Consider the following 17,740-nt stretch of genomic DNA (forward strand, 5'->3'; position numbering starts at 1 on the left):
CCGGTGTCAGAGGAAGGCTGTTTCCTCAAACGAGCGCAATTTCCGGCTGTGGATACGCTCCAGCGGCATGGTGCGCAACCTTTCCATGGCCCGGATTCCGATCATCAGATGGCGCGCAACCTGTGTTTTATAGAAGTCTGAAGCCATTCCCGGCAGCTTCAGTTCACCGTGCAAAGGCTTGTCCGAGACACAGAGCAGCGTGCCGTATGGCACCCGGAACCGGTAGCCGTTGGCGGCGATGGTCGCACTTTCCATATCGAGCGCCACGGCGCGCGACTGGCTGAGGCGCTGCACCGGACCTGACTGATCGCGCAACTCCCAGTTGCGGTTGTCGATTGTGGCCACGGTGCCGGTGCGCATGATGCGTTTCAGCTCATACCCTTCGAGGGCGGTTACCTGGGCCACCGCCTGTTCCAGGGCGATCTGGATTTCGGCCAGCGCGGGGATCGGCACCCAGACCGGCAGATCGTCATCCAGCACGTGATCCTCGCGCAGGTAGGCATGCGCCAGGACAAAATCCCCCAGCGCCTGGCTGTTGCGCAGCCCGGCACAGTGCCCGACCATCAGCCAGGCATGGGGACGCAGCACGGCAATGTGGTCCGTGGCGGTTTTGGCATTCGACGGGCCCACACCGATGTTGACGAGCGTGATGCCGGAACCATCCGCGCGTTTCAGGTGATAGGTGGGCATCTGCGGCACCTTGTCGGCGGCTGCCAGTGTTTCGTCCCCACTGGTGATGATGGCATTGCCGGTCGAGACAAAGGCCGTATAGCCGGAGGCGGGATCATCCAGCTGCGTACGGGCATAGGCCTCAAACTCCGAGACATAGAACTGGTAGTTCGTGAACAGTATGTGATTCTGGAAATGATCCGCATCCGTCGCCGTATAGTGTGACAGCCGTGCCAGCGAATAATCCACCCGCTGCGCCGTAAAGGGGGCGAGCGGGCTGATGCCGTCGGCGGATTGGTATGTGCCGTTCACAATGTCATCATTGGTTGTCGCAAGATCGGGCACGTCAAAGATATCGCGCAGAGTGAAATCTGCGGCACCTTCCTGGGGCACCGTAATGGACGGGTCACTGGCCACGGCGAAATGCACCGGGATCGGTGTGTGGGAGGGGCCGATGATCACCGGCTGTCCGTGATTACAGATCAGAAGGTCAATCTGCTGGGTCAGGTAGGCCCGGAAGAGATCCGGGCGGGTGATCGTTGCTGCATAGCTGCCGGGGGTCGAGACATGGCCAAAGCTCAGGCGGGTGTCCACCTGAGCATAGCTGGAAGTGCTGAAGGCAACCTGGGGGTAATAGGCGCGCACACGGGTTTCAGGCGCCCCCTTTTCCATGGCGCTGACAAAATGGCTGCAAAGGAATTCTGTGGCCTGGGTGTATAACTCCTCCAGCCGGGCCACAGCGGCCTTTGCGTCGAGGAATTCTTCGGCAGCCGGTGCTGCCGGGGTGAGGAGTTCTGTCATGATACGGGCTCTGTTACTGGAATAAATTCAAAGGTGCGCACATCGACCAGTCCAAGGTCAGAAATGCGCAGTTCAGGAATGACCACGAGGGCCAGCAGCGAGTGCTGCATGTAGGCGTTGTTCAGGGTGCAGCCACAATCGCGCATGGCCTGCATCATGGCCTCGGCCTTTTCGGCAACCTCGGCCGCGGGGCTGTCAGACATCAGACCGGCGATGGGCAGGTCAACCAGGGCCAGTTCCGCGCCGTCTTTGAAAATGACGATACCGCCACCGACCTCGCCCAGCCGGTTTGCCGCCAGTGCCATATTATCCGCGTCTGTGCCGACGACGATCATATGGTGGCTGTCATGGGCCACAGTCGAAGCCATCGCCATGGGCCCCTCGTAGCCGAAGCCCGAGACGAAAGCGTTGGTGACCTGTCCGGTGGCGCGGTGACGCTCGACCAGCGCGATCTGGCAGACCTCGCCCGTGGCCTGGACGCGCCCCTCTGTCACCGGCAGCTCAAATTTCAGTGCGCGGGTCGGGGCCTGGTTTTCCACCACGCCGATCACATTGGCGGTGACGGCATTGGCACCGGGGGCTGCCGGAATGGCGAAGTCATCGGCGGCCAGCTTTTTGCCCATCCGTACCGTCTGGCGCGCATGTGCGGGCCAGTCGTAATGCGGGCAGTCCACCAGACATTCCCCGTTTTCCGCGACGACCTGACCCCGTGCCATCACCAGGTCAATGGGCAGGGATTTCAGATCAGAGGTCAGGATCACATCAGCCCGGCGCCCCGGCGTCAGCGAGCCGACTTCCCGCTCCAGTCCGAAATGGGTGGCGGTGTTGATCGTCGCCATCTGCAGCGCCACCAGCGGATCGCACCCGCAGTCGATGGCGTGCCGCAGGACACGGTTCATATGGCCGTCGTTCACCAGCGTACCGGAATGGCAGTCATCTGTGCACAGGATCATGTTCCGGGGGTCCAGCCCTTTTTCAGTGATCGCTGTGATCTGGCTCTCCACGTCATACCAGGCAGAGCCCAGCCGGATCATGGACCGCATGCCCTGGCGCATCCGGGCGACGGCATCCGCCTCGCAGGTGCCTTCGTGATCATCCGCCGGCCCCCCCGCCACATAGCCCGCAAAGGCAGGGCCAAGATCCGGCGAGGCATAGTGCCCGCCAACTGTTTTGCCCGCGTTCCGGGTGGCGGCCATTTCTGCCAGCATTTTCGGGTCCGCGTTCGAGACGCCCGGAAAATTCATCATCTCGCCCAGCCCGATGATGCCTGGCCATGTCATCGCCTCGGCGACATCTTCGGGCGTGATCTCATAGCCGGTGGTTTCCATACCCGGAGCCGAGGGCGCGCAGGAGGGCATTTGCGTAAAGATATTGACCGGCTGCAGAAGGGCTTCGTCATGCATCATGCGCACGCCTTCAAGGCCCAGCACATTCGCGATCTCATGCGGATCGGTGAACATGCTGGTGGTGCCATGCGGGATGACGGCGCGTGCAAACTCCGCAGGGGTCAGCATACCGCTTTCGATGTGCATATGCCCGTCGCAGAGCCCGGGGATCATATAGCGGCCAAGGGCCTCGATGATCCTTGTCTGCGGGCCGGTGCAGTACCCGGCATCCGGCACGACACAGGCAATACGGCCTGCAGCGATGGCAATATCGTGGTTTTCGAGAATTTCGCGCGTGTGGACATTGACCCAGACGCCCCCTTTGATGATCGTGTCAGCCGGGGTTCTGCCTGTTGCAACGTCGATGAGTTGGGATGCGCTGTCGGGCCAGGAAGGAAAAGTAACATGCGTCATGGCCCTGATTGCCACGGGTTCTGACAATGTTCAAGCGGGAGCACATGCGCAATGGACTATGAAACGGTTTCAGCAGAGGATTTCGGCAAGTCTCTGCGCGGTATCGGGCTGAACCTTCTGGTGCGCGACGTGCGGGCCACCAGTGCTTTTCTGGAAGCGGTCTTTGACGTGGGTGTTCACCGGCTGAGCGATGATTTTGCGATCATCACGATCGGCGCTGATGTGTTTCAGCTCCACAGTGATGGCACATATGCAGCCAATCCCCTGCTGAGCATTCTGCCCGAGAATCCACCGCGTGGGGCGGGTGTCGAAATCAGGCTCTATGACGCGGATCCGGACAGAGCCGCAGGCCGGGCAGAGGCCCTGGGGTTCATGGTGCTGCAAAGGCCGACGGACAAGCCGCACGGGCTGCGCGAATGCTATATCCTGTGCAACGACGGTTACGCCTGGGTGCCCAGCCGGCCCCTGTAAAACGCGGTTACCTCGGCCCGCAGCCAGTCGGTGAAAACCCGGGCTGCGGGCATGTCCTGCGCGCGGGGGCTCTGGATCAGAAAATAGGCCTCCTGCATCACCGAACGGTGGGCAAAGGGTGCAACCAGATGGCCCTGGCCGATCAGCCCGCGCGCAATTGCGTCATGCGCCAGGGCCAGGCCCCCGCCGCTCATCGCTACGGACAGCGCAACGGAATAGGTGGTTGCATAGGTCACCGGCGGGTCGGGCCAGGGCAGGCCCTGCTCTTCGGCCCAGACGGTCCAGGTGCCCATCATGTTCGAACAGTCATATAGCGGATGCCGGGCGAGATCTGCGAGGGTGACCGCATATCCAGGCGCGCAGACCGGGAAATAGTGATCCGTCGCCAGCAGTTCGGCATAGACGCGGTCTGACGGGCGCAGGGAATATCTGATCTCCACATCCGCGCCCTCGACACTGTCGCGCGGCTCCCAGAGTTCTGTGGTGATGTTCAGCTGCACGTCGGGGTGCAACTGGCGAAAGGCAGACAGGCGCGGGGCCAGCCAGTGGATCGCGAATGTCAGATTGCACTGGATGTTCAGGACATCGTTTTCGTTGCGCGTCAGGGCGCGGGTACCATGCGCCAGGGTGCGGAAGGCATCGCGCACAACAGGCAGATAACTGAGCCCGGTCTGTGTCAGTTCCAGCGCCCTGACCCGCCGGTGAAAGAGCGGCCGTCCCAGAAACGCCTCGAGCGATTTGATCTGCTGGCTGACCGCGCTTTGCGTCATGTTCAGGTCCCGCGCCGCGCCCGTAAAGCTCAGGTTGCGGGCCGAGGCCTCAAAGGCGCGCAGCCAGTTCAGAGGGGGCAGGTCGGACATTCATAACTCATACATAAGTTCAGCTAATGCATAGCCTGTATTTTTTTCGTTGGTCAAGCAGCCCGGGCCCATGGTGAGATAAAGGCGTCTGAATGGAGGAACCGGCATGTCCGTCACTGAAATGCGCCCGAATATAGAAAACTGGCAGGAACGGGTCGATCTGGCTGCGGCCTTTCGCTGGACCGTGCGGCTGAACATGCACGAGGCTGTAGCGAACCATTTCAGTCTGGCAGTTAATGACGACAGCACAAAGTTTTTGATGAACCCCAATCAGATGCATTTCTCGCGGATCAAGGCCAGCGACCTGATCGTGGTCGATGCCAATGATCCCGAAACCCTGGAAGGGCCGGATGCACCGGACCCGACCGCATGGGGGCTGCACGGGGGGCTGCACCGTCATTGCCCGCATGCGCGCTGTGCGATGCATGTGCATTCGCCTTATGCCACAGCACTTGCCTCGCTGGCCGACAGCCGCCTGCCGCCGGTGGATCAGAATGGCGCGATGTTTTTTGACCGTGTCGTCGTCGACGAGAACTATGGCGGTCTGGCGTTCGAGGAAGAGGGCGCGCGCTGTGCGCAGCTGTTTGATGACCCGAAAAAGAAGGTCATGGTCATGGGCAACCACGGCATCATGATCATCGGCGATACGGTGGCCGAGACGTTCAACCGGATGTTCTATTTCGAACGCGCCTGCCAGACATACATCCTGGCACTGCAGACCGGCAAACCCCTGCGTGTCCTGCCCGATGATGTTGCCGAGAAAACCGCGCGCGAGATCGAGCAGTACCCCGAACAGGACATCCGCCATCTGGCAGAGCTCAAGGCGATCCTGGACGAAGAAGGCTCCCCCTATGCCAGCTGACTTCGATGCGGGCGGCGAGGCGGCGCGCTGGCATTACCATCCGGGCCGGGCTGTCGCGAACAACCCGCTTTTTGCCTGGCCGCCCAACCCGCGCGCTGTTGTGAAATGGTATGCCGCCTACTGGCTGGCGATATCCACGACGACGGTCACCGTGATCATATCTGTCGCGATCTGGTTTGCCCTGCTGCCCGCGCTGAGCGAGATGCAGACATTCGCGCCGGGCTGGATGGTCCGGGTCTGGCTGGCCAACCTGCTGCCGATGCTGATTTGCGCCGGCGGACTGCATATGTGGCTCTATCACTGGCGCGCACAAGACAAGCGCACAAAATATGACCCGCGGGATCTGGCGCGGGACAATGGCACCTTTACCTTCCGCAACCAGGTGGCAGACAATATGTTCTGGTCGCTCGCCAGCGGCGTGACGCAGTGGACGATTGCCCAGTGGCTGGTGTTCTGGGCCATGGCCAACGGCTGGGCCCCGGCCTTTCTGTTTCCGGAAAACCCGGTCTGGTTTGTGCTGATGTTCCCGTTTCTGGTGATCTGGTCGAGCTTTCATTTCTATTGGGTGCACCGTCTGCTGCATGTACCAGCGCTGTACAAAATCGCGCACGCGCTGCATCACCGGAACGTCAATGTCGGGCCCTGGTCGGGGATTTCGATGCACCCTGTTGAGCACCTGCTGTTCTATACCAACTTTTTGATCCATCTGGTGGTGCCAAGCCATCCGATACACGTACTGTTTCATGGCTACATGCAGTCGGTGCACCCTGTGTTTTCCCATTCGGGCTTTGACCAGCTGGTCGTCCGGGATCGTGAGCGGGCAAAGATGGGCGATTTTTTCCACCAGCTGCATCACCGTTATTTTGAATGCAACTACGGCACCGTTGAAATGCCCTGGGACAGGTGGTTCGGGTCTTTTCATGATGGGTCTGAACGGGCCACCGCCGAGACCCGCGCGCGCAAAAAGCAGATGTACACATGAGCACCCGACAGGAATGGAACCACCGCCCCGATGGCGCGATCGAGGTCTCGCCCCTCTGGCAATGGCCGCCGAAACCGCTGGCCGCGCTGAAATGGTATACGGACAGCTGGTTTTTCCTGACTATCAACATGGCAATCCTGGGCCTGGCCTTTGCAACCTGGCAGGTGGCCAGCCCGACGCTGGAACAGACCGCCCGCGTGGCGCCCGGGTGGATCGCACTGATCTGGGTGCGGAATTTTGTGATCGTCTCGGTCGTGGCCGGAACACTGCATCTGTGGTTTCACCGCTATGCCGTGCAGGGCGAAGAGCTGAAATACGATCCGCGCCCCTTTCCGCGCAAGGGCCGGATGTTCACGCTGAACGACCAGGTAAAGGACAACATGATCTGGACGCTGGCCTCGGGCGTCACCGTCTGGTCGGTACTGGAGGCGCTGATCTGGTGGGGCCTGGCCAATGGGGTCGTGCCATCAACCAGCTTTGCCGCAAACCCGGTCTGGTTTGTCGCCTTTTTCTTTCTGATCCCAATCTGGGAGAGTTTTTACTTTTACTGGATCCACCGGCTGCTGCACACGGATCTGTTTTACCGCTTTCACGCGCTGCACCACCGCAACACGGACATCGGACCCTGGTCGGGGCTGTCGATGCACCCGGTCGAGCATCTGTTCTATTTCGGCACGGTGATTATCCATCTGGTGCTGCCCACGCACCCCGCGCATCTGATTTTTCATCTGATGTTTTACGGGTTGCTCGCGATCACCTCGCACACAGGGTTCGAGGGGCTGCTCTTTCGGAACAAAAAGCGCATGCATCTGGGGAACTTTCACCACCAGCTGCACCACCGGTATTTTGAGGTGAACTACGGCAATCTGGATGTGCCCTGGGACAAGCTATTTGGCTCTTTTCACGACGGTACTGACGCAGGAAAAGCGGCCATGAAGGCGCGTCTGCAGGCAAGGAAAAGATAATGCACTACGGGCTTTCTGATGAACATCAGATGATTGCGGAGACCGTCCGCAGCTTTGTTGAAAACGAGATCTATCCGCATGAGGAACTGGTTGAACGGACCGGCGAAGTGCCCGCAGAGATCGCGCAGGACATTAAGCAAAAGACCATCGACCTCGGTTTTTATGCCTGCAATTTTCCCGAAAGTGTGGGCTGTGCGGGCCTGAACCACCTTGAGTTTGCCATTGTTGAGCGTGAGCTTGGCCGTGGCTCCATGGCGCTGAACCATTTCTTTGGCCGGCCGCAGAATATCCTGATGGCCTGCGAGGGCGACCAGGTGGAGCGCTATCTGATGCCTGCCGTGCGCGGAGAGCGCATGGATGCGCTGGCGATGACGGAGCCCGGGGCAGGATCGGACGTGCGGGGTATGAGATGTGCGGCCGTGCGTGATGGCGGCGACTGGGTCGTGAATGGCACCAAGCATTTCATTTCCGGCGCGGAGCATGCCGATTTTATCATTGTGTTTATTGCGACCGGCGAGGATCAGACACCAAAGGGGCCCAAAAAACGGATCACCGCCTTTCTGGTTGATCGGGGCACGCCCGGATTCACGATCCGGGACGGGTACAAGTCTGTCAGCCACCGCGGTTATAAAAACATGATCCTCGATTTCGACGACTGCCGCCTGCCGGATGCCCAGGTTCTGGGCGCGGTTGATGGCGGGTTTGAGGTGATGAACACATGGCTCTATGCCACACGCATCACCGTTGCCGCCATGTCGGTGGGCCGGGCACGGCGCGTGTTTGACTATGCGCTGAATTACGCAGCTGAACGCGAACAGTTTGGCCAGAAGATCGGGAAATTCCAGGGCGTGAGTTTTCAGCTGGCCGACATGATCACCGAGATTGATGCGGCAGACCTGCTGACGCTGGCCTCTGCCGACCGGCTGGACAAAGAACTGCCAGCAAACCGGGAGATTGCGAGTGCGAAACTCTATGCCTCTGAGATGCTGGCACGGGTCACGGATGCGGCGATCCAGGTGCATGGGGGTATGGGTCTGATGGATGACTATCCGCTGGAGCGGTTCTGGCGCGATGCACGGGTCGAGCGGATCTGGGACGGTACCTCGGAGATACAGCGCCACATCATCAGCCGGGACCTTTTGCGGGCGCTGGGAGCTTAGATTTTATGCCTTCGGCGAGGATATTTCGGGCCAGAAGAAAGAAGCGGGCTGCTGATGGCGCGTGATCTTTCGCGGCTGCTGCGGCCAGTTTCTGTTGTAGTGATCGGCGGCGGTGCCTGGTGTCGCCAGGTGGTGCGGCAACTGCAGCGCATGGGGTTTTCAGGAGATATCTGGCGGGTGCATCCCGACCCGGCACCTGTTGAGGGTATTGCGGCCTTTGCTGATCTGGACGCTTTGCCCGGTGTGCCGGATGCTGCGTTTGTCGGGGTAAACCGGCACCTGACAGTTGAGAGTGTGGCGGCCCTGTCGCGTATGGGTGCGGGGGGTGCTGTGTGTTTTGCCTCCGGGTTTTCGGAGGCTGTGGCAGAGGATGCCGGTGCCGGTGATCTGCAAGGGCAACTGGTTGCCGCCGCCGGCGATATGCCGTTGCTGGGTCCGAACTGTTATGGGTTTGTGAATGCTCTGGACGGAGTGCTGCTCTGGCCGGATCAGCACGGGTGCCAGCTCTGTGACCGCGGTGTCGCCATCCTGACCCAAAGCTCAAACATCGCCATCAATCTGACGATGCAAAAACGGGCTTTGCCACTGGGTATGATCGTGACCTGCGGAAATATGGCGCAGACCAGTCAGGCAGATATTGCGCTGGCATTGCTGGAAGATCCCCGGATCACCGCGATAGGACTGCATGTAGAGGGATTTGGAAATACGGAAGCCTGGCACACTGTTGCTCTGCGTGCGCAGGAGAAGGGTGTGCCATTGGTTGCGCTGAAAGCGGGCGCTTCAGAGCAGGCCCGGGCGGCGACTGTCTCGCATACCGCTTCGCTTGCGGGCAGTGATGCGGGGGCGGCGGCTTTGTTGGAGCGGCTTGGAATCCCACGGGTGCGTGACCTGCCCACGTTTCTGGAGACGCTGAAGGTATTGCATTGCGCGGGGCCTTTGCGGTCATCCAGCCTGTCCTCGATCAGTTGCTCTGGCGGGGAAGCCAGCCTGATGGGGGATACCGCTGAGGGGCGCGCGGTTTCCTTTCCTGCGCTGCAACCAGATCAGAAAGCGGCATTGTCCGAGGCGCTGGGACCGATGGTGGCGCTGTCCAATCCGCTGGACTATCACACCTATATCTGGGGCGATGCTGATCGGATGGCGCGCGCCTGGTTGCCGATGGCAGCCGGGCATATCGGTCTGCTGATGATCATTGTGGATTATCCGCACACAGATGCCACAGACTGGTGCAGTGCCACAGAAGCCGCGCTGATGGTGCAGAAGGCGGGACATTGTCCGGTGGCTGTTGTTGCGACACTGCCCGAGCTCATGCCGGAGGATGTGGCGGCAGAGCTGATGGCGGGCGGGGTTATTGCGATGTCCGGTCTGACCGAAGCGGTGCATGCAGCCGAGGCTGCGTCGGCCTGCGGTGCGCCACAGGACCGACCGCCCCTGCAACCGGGCGCGGCGCGTGACAGTGCCGTGTTGACCGAGCCAGAGGCAAAATCGCTGCTGGCGGGTTATGGGATGCAGGTGCCGCGCGGCGTGCGGTGTGATGCAGGGGAAAATCCGGCTGTGGTTGCGGGCGGCCTGACCGCGCCGCTTGTGCTGAAATCGACAGGTGTTGCGCATAAGTCCGATACCGGCGGGGTCGTGCTTGGGTTGGCACATGCGGACCTGGCGTGCGCGGCATCCGAAATGCCGGACGGTTCTTTGCTGATCGAGGAAATGGTGCAGGGTGGCGTGGCCGAGCTTCTTGTCGGTGTCACGCGGGATGAGGCGCATGGATTTTTGTTGACCCTTGCTGCAGGCGGGGTTCTGACAGAGCTGTGGCAGGACCGGACATCGCTGCTGCTTCCTGTGTCGTCTGCCCAGATCAACGGGGCATTGCAGAAACTGCGCTGCTGGCCACTGCTGACCGGGTATCGCGGAAAAGCTGCGGCGGATGTCGATGCCATCATCGCAGCCGTGCTGTCCCTGCAGGACTGTGTGATTGCGCTGGCCGACAGGATCAGCGAAGTTGAGATTAACCCGATGATCTGCACCCCCGACGCTGCAGTCGCAGCCGATGCGCTGATGTCTCTTGCGCCGGAAACTGAATGACAGGAAAGACGATGGACCCGATAAAAACAGTCACGCGCGGGGCGGTTTTCGAAGCCACCCTCGACAGACCGAAAGCCAATGCAATTGATCTGCAAACCTCCCGGCGCATGGGCGAGGTCTTTGCTGCTTTCCGCGATGATCCTGACCTGCGTGTTGCGATCGTTACGGGTGGAGGCGACAAGTTTTTCTGCCCGGGATGGGATCTTAAAGCTGCGGCGGATGGTGATGCGGTGGATGGCGACTATGGCGTCGGTGGGTTTGGCGGGTTGCAGGAACTGCGCGGCATGAACAAACCGGTCATCGCTGCCGTGAACGGGATCGCCTGTGGCGGCGGGCTGGAGCTGGCGCTGAGTGCGGATATGATCATTGCTGCCGATCATGCGCAGTTTGCGCTGCCGGAAATCCGCTCTGGCACGGTCGCGGATGCGGCTTCGGTCAAACTGCCCAAGCGCATTCCATATCACATTGCGATGGAGCTGCTGCTGACCGGCCGCTGGTTTGATGCAGCAGAGGCCAAACACTGGGGGCTGATCAATGAAATTGTCCCGGCCGCAGACCTGATGACACGGGCGCGGGCGCTGGCGGATCTGCTCGCCTCAGGGCCACCGCTGGTTTACGCGGCGATCAAGGAGATCGTGCGGGATGCCGAGGATTCCAAATTTCAGGACGCAATGAACCGGATCACCGGGCGCCAGCTGGAGACAGTTGACCGGCTTTATGCGTCTGAAGACCAGTTGGAGGGCGCGCGTGCCTTTGCCGAAAAACGGGACCCGGTCTGGAAAGGTCGCTGAACAGGGTCTTGCGCCCGTCCGCACCTGAGGCCACTTTCAGCGCATGAGCAAAACTCTCCTGTCCCTTGGCCATGGCTTCAGCGCCCGTGCCCTCGCCGCCCTGCTGGTGCCGCAAGGCTGGCGCGTCATTGGAACAACCCGTTCAGAAGACAAGGCACAAGATATTGCCGGGACAGGCGTCGAACCGCTGATCTGGCCGGGCTGTGATCTGACGCCCTTTCTGCAGGAGGCGGATGCTCTTCTGATCTCGGCAGGTCCAGGCTCTGAAGGTGACCCGGTTCTGGCAGAATGCCGGGCGCAGATTGAAGCCGCCGCAACAGGTTTTGAGTGGGTCGGGTACCTGTCGACCACCGGCGTCTACGGGGATCACAAGGGCGCATGGGTGGACGAAACCGCGCCACTGACCCCTGCCACAAAACGTGGCCAGGCGCGGGTAGAGGCCGAAGCCGCGTGGGCGGCGATCCCCGGGCTGCCGCTGCATATCTTTCGCCTGGCTGGCATCTATGGGCCCGGACGCGGGCCATTTGCCAAAGTGCGCAACGGGACGGCCCGGCGGATTATCAAAAAAGACCAGGTGTTTTCACGCATCCATGTGAAGGATATTGCGGCGGTGTTGCTGGCGTCGATGCAACAGCCAAGACCGGGTGCGGTTTATAACGTCTGTGACAACGATCCGGCGCCACCCCAGGATGTTCTGAGCTATGCGGCTGAGTTACTGGGTGTGCCGCTGCCGCCCGCGATCCGTTTTGAAGAGGCTGATATGACGCCGATGGCGCGCAGTTTTTATGCCGAAAGCAAAAAGGTCCGCAACGACCTGATCCTGAAGGAGCTGGGTGTCACGCTGGCCTATCCGGACTACCGGGCCGGTCTGCAGGCCATGCTGGCGCAGGAGAAAGGGACCTGAGCGAACTCAGGCGCGGGCTTCGCCGATCTGGGCAATGCCCAGAACTGCCAGAACCCTACTCTCGATATCTGCCGCATTCATGCCGGCAACGGCATACATATCCGCAGGACTTGCCTGATCGATGAACGTATCGGGCAGCACCATCGAGCGGTACTTCAGCCCGGTATCAAACACACCTTCCTCTGCCAGAAGCTGTGCGACGTGACTGCCGAAGCCGCCCACGGCACCTTCCTCAATGGTAATCAGCGCTTCGTGGTCCGCAGCCAGCTGCAGGATCAGAGCACGGTCAAGCGGTTTGGCAAACCGTGCATCCGCAATGGTTGGTGTGATGCCGCGCGCGCGCAGACCCTCGGCGGCCTTTTCAGTTTCCGCCAGCCGCGTGCCGAAAGACAGCAGCGCCACACGTGATCCTTTGGTGATGATCCGGCCTTTGCCGATCTCCAGAACCTCCCCACGCTCCGGCATCTCAACGCCGTTGCCTTCTCCCCGCGGAAAGCGGAACGCAATCGGCCCGTCGCCATGAGCGGCAGCCGTTGCCACCATATGTTTCAACTCTGCCTCATCCGCAGCGGCCATTACAACGAAACCAGGCAGGTTGCTCAGGTATCCGATATCAAAAGACCCGGCATGTGTTGCGCCGTCCGCGCCCACCAGACCGGCGCGGTCGATGGCAAAGCGCACAGGCAGGCGCTGGATCGCAACATCATGCACCACCTGGTCATAGCCGCGTTGCAGGAATGTAGAATACATCGCACAGAAAGGCTTCATGCCACCCGCCGCGAGAGCGGCCGAGAAAGTCACACCGTGCTGCTCGGCGATGCCCACGTCAAAGCACCGGCTGGGATAGCGTTCGGCAAAAAGGTTCAGGCCGGTTCCATCCGGCATTGCGGCAGTCACAGCGCAGATTTTGTCGTCTGCGGCGGCTTCCTGCAGCAGGCTTTCCGCAAAAACCTTTGTATAGCTGGGTGCGTTTGAGGGCGCTTTTTTCTGCTCCCCGGTCACCACATCGAATTTGGCGGTCGCATGCCCTTTGTCGCGGGCGGTCTCTGCCGGTGCGTAGCCCTTGCCCTTTTTGGTCAGCACATGGATCAAAATGGGACCTGTTGCGCGCGCTTTGACGGTGCGCAAAACCGGCAGCAGCTGGTCCATGTCATGTCCGTCAATCGGACCGATATAGGAAAACCCGAGCTGTTCAAAAAGCGTGCCGCCCATGGCCATGCCCTTGAGAACGTCCCTGGCACGTCGCGCACCTTCACGGAAAGGTTCAGGCAACAGGCTGACGGCTCCCTTTGCCGCTGCTTTGAAATCCTGAAATGGTTCTTCGGTGTAGAGGCGGCTGAGATAGGAGGACATAGCGCCGACAGGGGGCGCGATGGACATCTCGTTGTCGTTCAGAATAACGATCAGGCGCTTTTTCAGATGGCCCGCGTTATTCATTGCCTCATAGGCCATGCCCGCGCTCATCGAGCCGTCACCGATTACCGCAATGGCATCGCCCAGACCCTCGGGTGTGTTACCGCCCAGATCACGCGCCACGGCAAAGCCCAGGGCCGCGGAGATGGAGGTAGAGCTGTGTGCAGCACCAAAGGGATCATAGGGGCTTTCGCTGCGCTTGGTAAATCCGCTCAGCCCATCCATCATGCGCAGCGTGCGGATGCGGTCGCGGCGTTCGGTCAGTATCTTGTGCGGATAACACTGGTGGCCGACGTCCCAGATCACCTTGTCACGCGGCGTGTCAAAAACCGCGTGCAGCGCCACTGTCAGCTCAACAACGCCGAGACCCGCACCCAGATGTCCGCCAGTCACCGAAACAGCGGAAATCGTTTCCGACCGCAACTCGTCGGCAAGCTGACGCAGCGCGCGGTCACTGAGACCTTTCAGGTCTGCCGGGCGGGAAATCTGATCGAGCAGCGGGGTTGTCGGTTTTTCGGCTGTCATCTGTTTTCCTCAGTGCGTCCGCGTCACAACAAAGCGGGCAGCCTCTCTTAGGGCTTCTGCGCCCCCGGCGTAAGCTGCCAGGCTGTCGCAGGCTTCCTCCACCAGCGCATCGGCCCGCGCCCGCGCGCCGTCGATGCCGAGAAGCGAAACAAACGTCGCCTTTCCGGCGTCCGCATCTTTGCCCACGGCCTTGCCGACCGTTGCGGTATCGCCTGTAATGTCCAGCAGATCATCTGCAATCTGGAAGGCGAGGCCCAGAGCACGGGCATAACGGCTCAGCGGGCCCGTATCAGCCTGTGCCATGCGCGCCCCGGCCATGGCCGACCATTCAATCAGCGCGCCGGTCTTTCCTTGTTGAAGCGCTGTAATCTCGTCGAGATCCAGCGATGTTTCCCGTGTCTCTGCGGCGATATCGAGCGCCTGACCCAGTACCATGCCCTGCGCGCCGCTCGCCCGTGCCAGTGTCAGCGCAAGCTCTGCCCTGACAGCGGCATCCGGGCTGCAGTCTGGCCGGCTGACCAGTTCAAAGGCGAGGGTCTGCAGCGCATCACCGGCAAGGACCGCTGTGGCCTCGTCCCATTTTTTGTGAATGGTCGGCTGCCCGCGCCGCAGGTCGTCATCGTCCATGCAAGGAAGGTCGTCATGCACCAGACTGTAGGCGTGCAGAGCCTCGATTGCCGTCGCAGGCCAGATTGCCTGTTTGGTCGGGATGTCGTGCAGACGCGCGCTTTCCATCACCAGAAAGCCGCGCAGTCTTTTGCCGCCATGGGTGGCATGGGCCATGGCCGCCACCACCGGCAGAGGCTGAAACGTACTGAGCACCCCGTCAAAGGATGCCTGCACTGCCCGGGCTGCCTCCCGCAGCCGCGTCTCGAACATGTCAGAGGCCTTCGACAGGTTTTGTCCCGGTGGGCTGGCCGTCGCCATCGAGCGTAATCGCAGCCACTTTTTCCTCGGCTTCTTTCAGCTTGGTCTCGCAGCGGGCTTTCAGCGCCGCGCCGCGCTCATAAAGTGCGATGCTCTCATCCAGTGCTACATCCCCGCGTTCGAGCTGGCCCAGAACTTTTTCCAGTTCGGCCATCGCCTCCTCAAAACTCATTTCTGCAACGGGGGTTTCTGACATGGTGATATTCCGGTTCTGATTTCTGCCGCACATATACCGGGTATCCCGCGCGCGCGCCAGAGCAGGCGCGGCACCCGCTGTTATTCGGGTGCCAGCATATATCCGGCCCCGCGTACGGTCTGAAGGTAGCGGGGCTGTTTGGGATCGGATTCAATCTTGCGGCGCAGGCGCGTGATCTGAACATCGACCGCCCGCTCCTGGGCCTGACCACGATCGCGGCCCAGCTCTTCGACCAGCCGGGCGCGGCTGATGGGTTCGTTGCAGTTGCCGGAAAAGATTTTCATCAGCAGAATTTCCGTCGCCGTCAGACGCACCAGTTCCTCGCCGCGCCACATCTCACCGCGTTCCATGTCATAGCGGATCGGGCCGAGTGTCAGCACCTTGGGCGCTGCCTCGCTGGCCGGTGCCTCGGGCATACGGCGCAGAATGGCGTTGATGCGCAACAACAGCTCTTTCGGCTCAAAGGGCTTGGGCAGATAATCGTCTGCCCCGGCCTCGAGACCATCGATCCTGTTGTCTGTGTCTCCGCGCGCTGTGAGCAAAAGGATGGGTACCGTACTGGTCTCGCGCAGTGCGCGGGTCAGGGCCAGTCCGTCCTCGCCCGGCATCATCACATCCATTACGATCAGATCAAAATCCAGACCCGACAAAATACGGCGGGCATGGGCCGCATCGCGCGCAGACGTCACCAGAAATCCGTTCCGGATCAGGAACTTCTGGAGCAGGGTGCGGATGCGCTCATCGTCATCGATGATCAGCAGGTGGGCGTCAAAATCGCTCATGGGGTGTTATCTTTCAGTCTTGTGTAAGCGAACCGCATTTCTTTATCCATCATCGCCTCAAGAACACGACGGAAACCCGCAACTGCGTCTGGTCCTGCGTCACGAAAGGCCATGCGCATCCGGGCCCGCTGGGCGTCCGACAGAGTTTGCTCAAGCGCGCGGCCCTCCTCTGTCAGGTAAAGATGCCTTTCGCGCTTATCAGCCTTTCCGACCCTGCTCTCCACAAGACCATCCTCGATCAGTGTACGCAACACACGGTTCAGCGACTGTTTCGTGACCCCCAGAATGTTCAGCAGATTGTTCACAGTTGTGCCCGGGGCGCGGTTGATGAAGTGAACGGCCCGGTGATGTGCGCGGCCATAGGCCATGTCCGACAGAATACGATCCGGATCTGCCGTGAAGCCGCGATAGGCAAAGAACATTGCCTCGATCCCCTGCCGCAGCTGCTCGTCCGTCAGAAACAGAAGGTTTTCATTGCGATAGCTGGCCGGTGCCTGTCCCTCAGCCATAGGATATCCCCGTTTTGCCTGTCAGGTTTGTTACAGCATACGTCAGTCTTGTTGACATTCCAAGTGTGAAGGGCTATCGAATCGCAGGTTTTGCGCAATTTTATGTCCGTTTCGGTCGTATTTTGCGCAACATTCGAAAACTTTGAGATAATCCCGGGAAGGAAACGAAATGGCGGGTGCATATAACGACCGTGACGGAACGATCTGGATGGATGGCCAGATGATCGACTGGCGCGAGGCGAACGTCCACATTCTGACCCATGCGATGCACTATGCTTCCTCTGTTTTCGAGGGTGAGCGGGCCTATAACGGCAAAATCTTTAAAAGCCGGGAGCATTCAGAACGTCTTAAGCGTTCTGCCGAGATGATCGACTTTGAGATCCCCTGGACAGTGGATGAGATTGAAGCGGCCAAGGTCGAGGTTCTCGCGGCTTCGGGTCTGCAGGATGCTTATGTCCGGGCGATCGCCTGGCGTGGGGCAGGCGAGGACATGGGTGTCGCGTCTGCGCGCAACCCCGTCCGTCTGGCGATCGCGGCCTGGGAATGGGGTGCCTATTACGGCGACGCCAAGATGAAAGGTGCAAAGCTGGACATCTCAAAGTGGAAGCGCCCCAGCCCCGAGACAATCCCGAGCCACGCGAAGGCCGCCGGTCTCTACATGATCTGCACTATGTCTAAGCACGCCGCAGAGGCCAAAGGCTGCTCTGATGCGATGATGTTCGATTATCGCGGCTATGTCGCCGAGGCCACCGGGGCCAACATCTTCTTTGTCAAAGACGGAGAGGTGCATACGCCTGACCCGGACTGTTTCCTCAACGGGATCACGCGCCAGACTGTCATCAGCATGCTCAAAGACCGCCAGATCAAAGTGCACGAGCGTCATATCATGCCCGAAGAGCTTGAAGGCTTTGAGCAGTGCTGGCTGACCGGTACCGCGGCTGAGGTCACACCCGTGGGCCAGATCGGTGACTACAACTTTGAGGTTGGCAGCCTCACACGCGACATCGCGGAAGGGTACGAACAGCTCGTCCGCGCCTGAACA

General features: G+C 60.5%; 17 protein-coding genes. 9 read left to right on the top strand and 8 right to left on the bottom strand.

The features are described from left to right. Nucleotides 1-6: 6 nt before the first annotated feature. Nucleotides 7-1,470 (bottom strand): AMP nucleosidase, encoded by a 1,464-nt coding sequence (locus tag Q1A34_RS09370; protein WP_300033315.1) that lies wholly within the window; start codon nt 1,468-1,470, stop codon nt 7-9. After that, entirely contained in the window at nt 1,467-3,269 is a 1,803-nt protein-coding gene (gene ade / locus Q1A34_RS09375) for an adenine deaminase (protein ID WP_300033317.1), read from the bottom strand. Before ade ends, Q1A34_RS09370 begins: the two co-directional genes overlap by 4 nt. A 51-nt stretch (nt 3,270-3,320) precedes the next feature. Between ade and Q1A34_RS09380 the strand changes: the two genes are divergently transcribed. After that, a complete protein-coding gene (locus Q1A34_RS09380) occupies nt 3,321-3,740 on the top strand; it encodes a glyoxalase (RefSeq protein ID WP_300033319.1) in 420 nt (139 codons plus the stop codon). On the opposite strand, the gene Q1A34_RS09385 is transcribed toward Q1A34_RS09380, so the two are convergent. Then, nucleotides 3,710-4,600, bottom strand: coding sequence for a LysR substrate-binding domain-containing protein (locus Q1A34_RS09385; RefSeq protein WP_300033321.1), 891 nt, complete (start codon nt 4,598-4,600; stop codon nt 3,710-3,712). The genes Q1A34_RS09380 and Q1A34_RS09385 overlap by 31 nt on opposite strands. Nucleotides 4,601-4,706: 106 nt before the next feature. On the opposite strand from Q1A34_RS09385, the gene Q1A34_RS09390 reads away from it, so the two are divergent. From Q1A34_RS09390 to Q1A34_RS09420, 7 genes are read left to right on the top strand one after another with little or no spacing between them, the layout of a single operon-like run. Further along, nucleotides 4,707-5,462, top strand: a complete 756-nt coding sequence (locus tag Q1A34_RS09390; RefSeq protein ID WP_300033323.1) for a class II aldolase and adducin N-terminal domain-containing protein — start codon at nt 4,707-4,709, stop codon at nt 5,460-5,462. Then, nucleotides 5,452-6,444 carry a sterol desaturase family protein gene (locus Q1A34_RS09395; protein ID WP_300033325.1) on the top strand — a complete coding sequence of 331 codons (993 nt, stop codon included), beginning with the start codon at nt 5,452-5,454 and terminating at the stop codon, nt 6,442-6,444. The genes Q1A34_RS09390 and Q1A34_RS09395 overlap by 11 nt, the downstream gene beginning before the upstream one ends. Further along, a complete protein-coding gene (locus tag Q1A34_RS09400; RefSeq protein WP_300033327.1) occupies nt 6,441-7,409 on the top strand; it encodes a sterol desaturase family protein in 969 nt (322 codons plus the stop codon). The genes Q1A34_RS09395 and Q1A34_RS09400 overlap by 4 nt, the downstream gene beginning before the upstream one ends. Further along, entirely contained in the window at nt 7,409-8,569 is a 1,161-nt protein-coding gene (locus Q1A34_RS09405) for an acyl-CoA dehydrogenase family protein (RefSeq protein ID WP_300033329.1), read from the top strand. Before Q1A34_RS09400 ends, Q1A34_RS09405 begins: the two co-directional genes overlap by 1 nt. A 54-nt stretch (nt 8,570-8,623) precedes the next feature. After that, nucleotides 8,624-10,651, top strand: a complete 2,028-nt coding sequence (locus Q1A34_RS09410) for an acetate--CoA ligase family protein (RefSeq protein WP_300033331.1) — start codon at nt 8,624-8,626, stop codon at nt 10,649-10,651. 11 nt (nt 10,652-10,662) lie between these two features. Then, nucleotides 10,663-11,442, top strand: a complete 780-nt coding sequence (locus tag Q1A34_RS09415; protein WP_300034102.1) for a carnitinyl-CoA dehydratase — start codon at nt 10,663-10,665, stop codon at nt 11,440-11,442. Nucleotides 11,443-11,485: 43 nt separating this feature from the next. Continuing rightward, on the top strand, nt 11,486-12,346 hold the full coding sequence (locus Q1A34_RS09420) for an SDR family oxidoreductase (RefSeq protein ID WP_300033333.1): 861 nt from the start codon (nt 11,486-11,488) through the stop codon (nt 12,344-12,346). Nucleotides 12,347-12,352: 6 nt separating this feature from the next. Here Q1A34_RS09420 and dxs read toward each other — a convergent pair whose 3' ends face one another. The 5 genes from dxs to Q1A34_RS09445 all read right to left on the bottom strand — a co-directional run bounded on the left by dxs (nt 12,353) and on the right by Q1A34_RS09445 (nt 16,698). Next, complete coding sequence (gene dxs / locus Q1A34_RS09425; protein ID WP_300033335.1) at nt 12,353-14,284, bottom strand: 1-deoxy-D-xylulose-5-phosphate synthase; 1,932 nt, start codon at nt 14,282-14,284, stop codon at nt 12,353-12,355. Nucleotides 14,285-14,293: 9 nt separating this feature from the next. Continuing rightward, a complete protein-coding gene (locus Q1A34_RS09430) occupies nt 14,294-15,163 on the bottom strand; it encodes a polyprenyl synthetase family protein (protein ID WP_300033336.1) in 870 nt (289 codons plus the stop codon). A 1-nt stretch (nt 15,164) separates the two neighbouring features. Next, nucleotides 15,165-15,407: an exodeoxyribonuclease VII small subunit gene (locus Q1A34_RS09435; protein ID WP_300033338.1), complete on the bottom strand. Its 243-nt coding sequence runs from the start codon at nt 15,405-15,407 to the stop codon at nt 15,165-15,167. Between the two features lie 80 nt (nt 15,408-15,487). After that, nucleotides 15,488-16,189: a response regulator gene (locus Q1A34_RS09440; protein ID WP_300033340.1), complete on the bottom strand. Its 702-nt coding sequence runs from the start codon at nt 16,187-16,189 to the stop codon at nt 15,488-15,490. Then, nucleotides 16,186-16,698: a MarR family transcriptional regulator gene (locus Q1A34_RS09445; protein WP_300033342.1), complete on the bottom strand. Its 513-nt coding sequence runs from the start codon at nt 16,696-16,698 to the stop codon at nt 16,186-16,188. Before Q1A34_RS09445 ends, Q1A34_RS09440 begins: the two co-directional genes overlap by 4 nt. 169 nt (nt 16,699-16,867) lie before the next feature. On the opposite strand from Q1A34_RS09445, the gene Q1A34_RS09450 reads away from it, so the two are divergent. Then, complete coding sequence (locus tag Q1A34_RS09450; protein ID WP_300033343.1) at nt 16,868-17,737, top strand: branched-chain amino acid aminotransferase; 870 nt, start codon at nt 16,868-16,870, stop codon at nt 17,735-17,737. The last annotated feature ends 3 nt before the right edge of the window (nt 17,738-17,740 follow it).

The sequence above is a fragment of the uncultured Roseobacter sp. genome (genome assembly GCF_947491795.1).
In the GTDB taxonomy this organism is placed as follows: Bacteria; Pseudomonadota; Alphaproteobacteria; order Rhodobacterales; family Rhodobacteraceae; genus Roseobacter.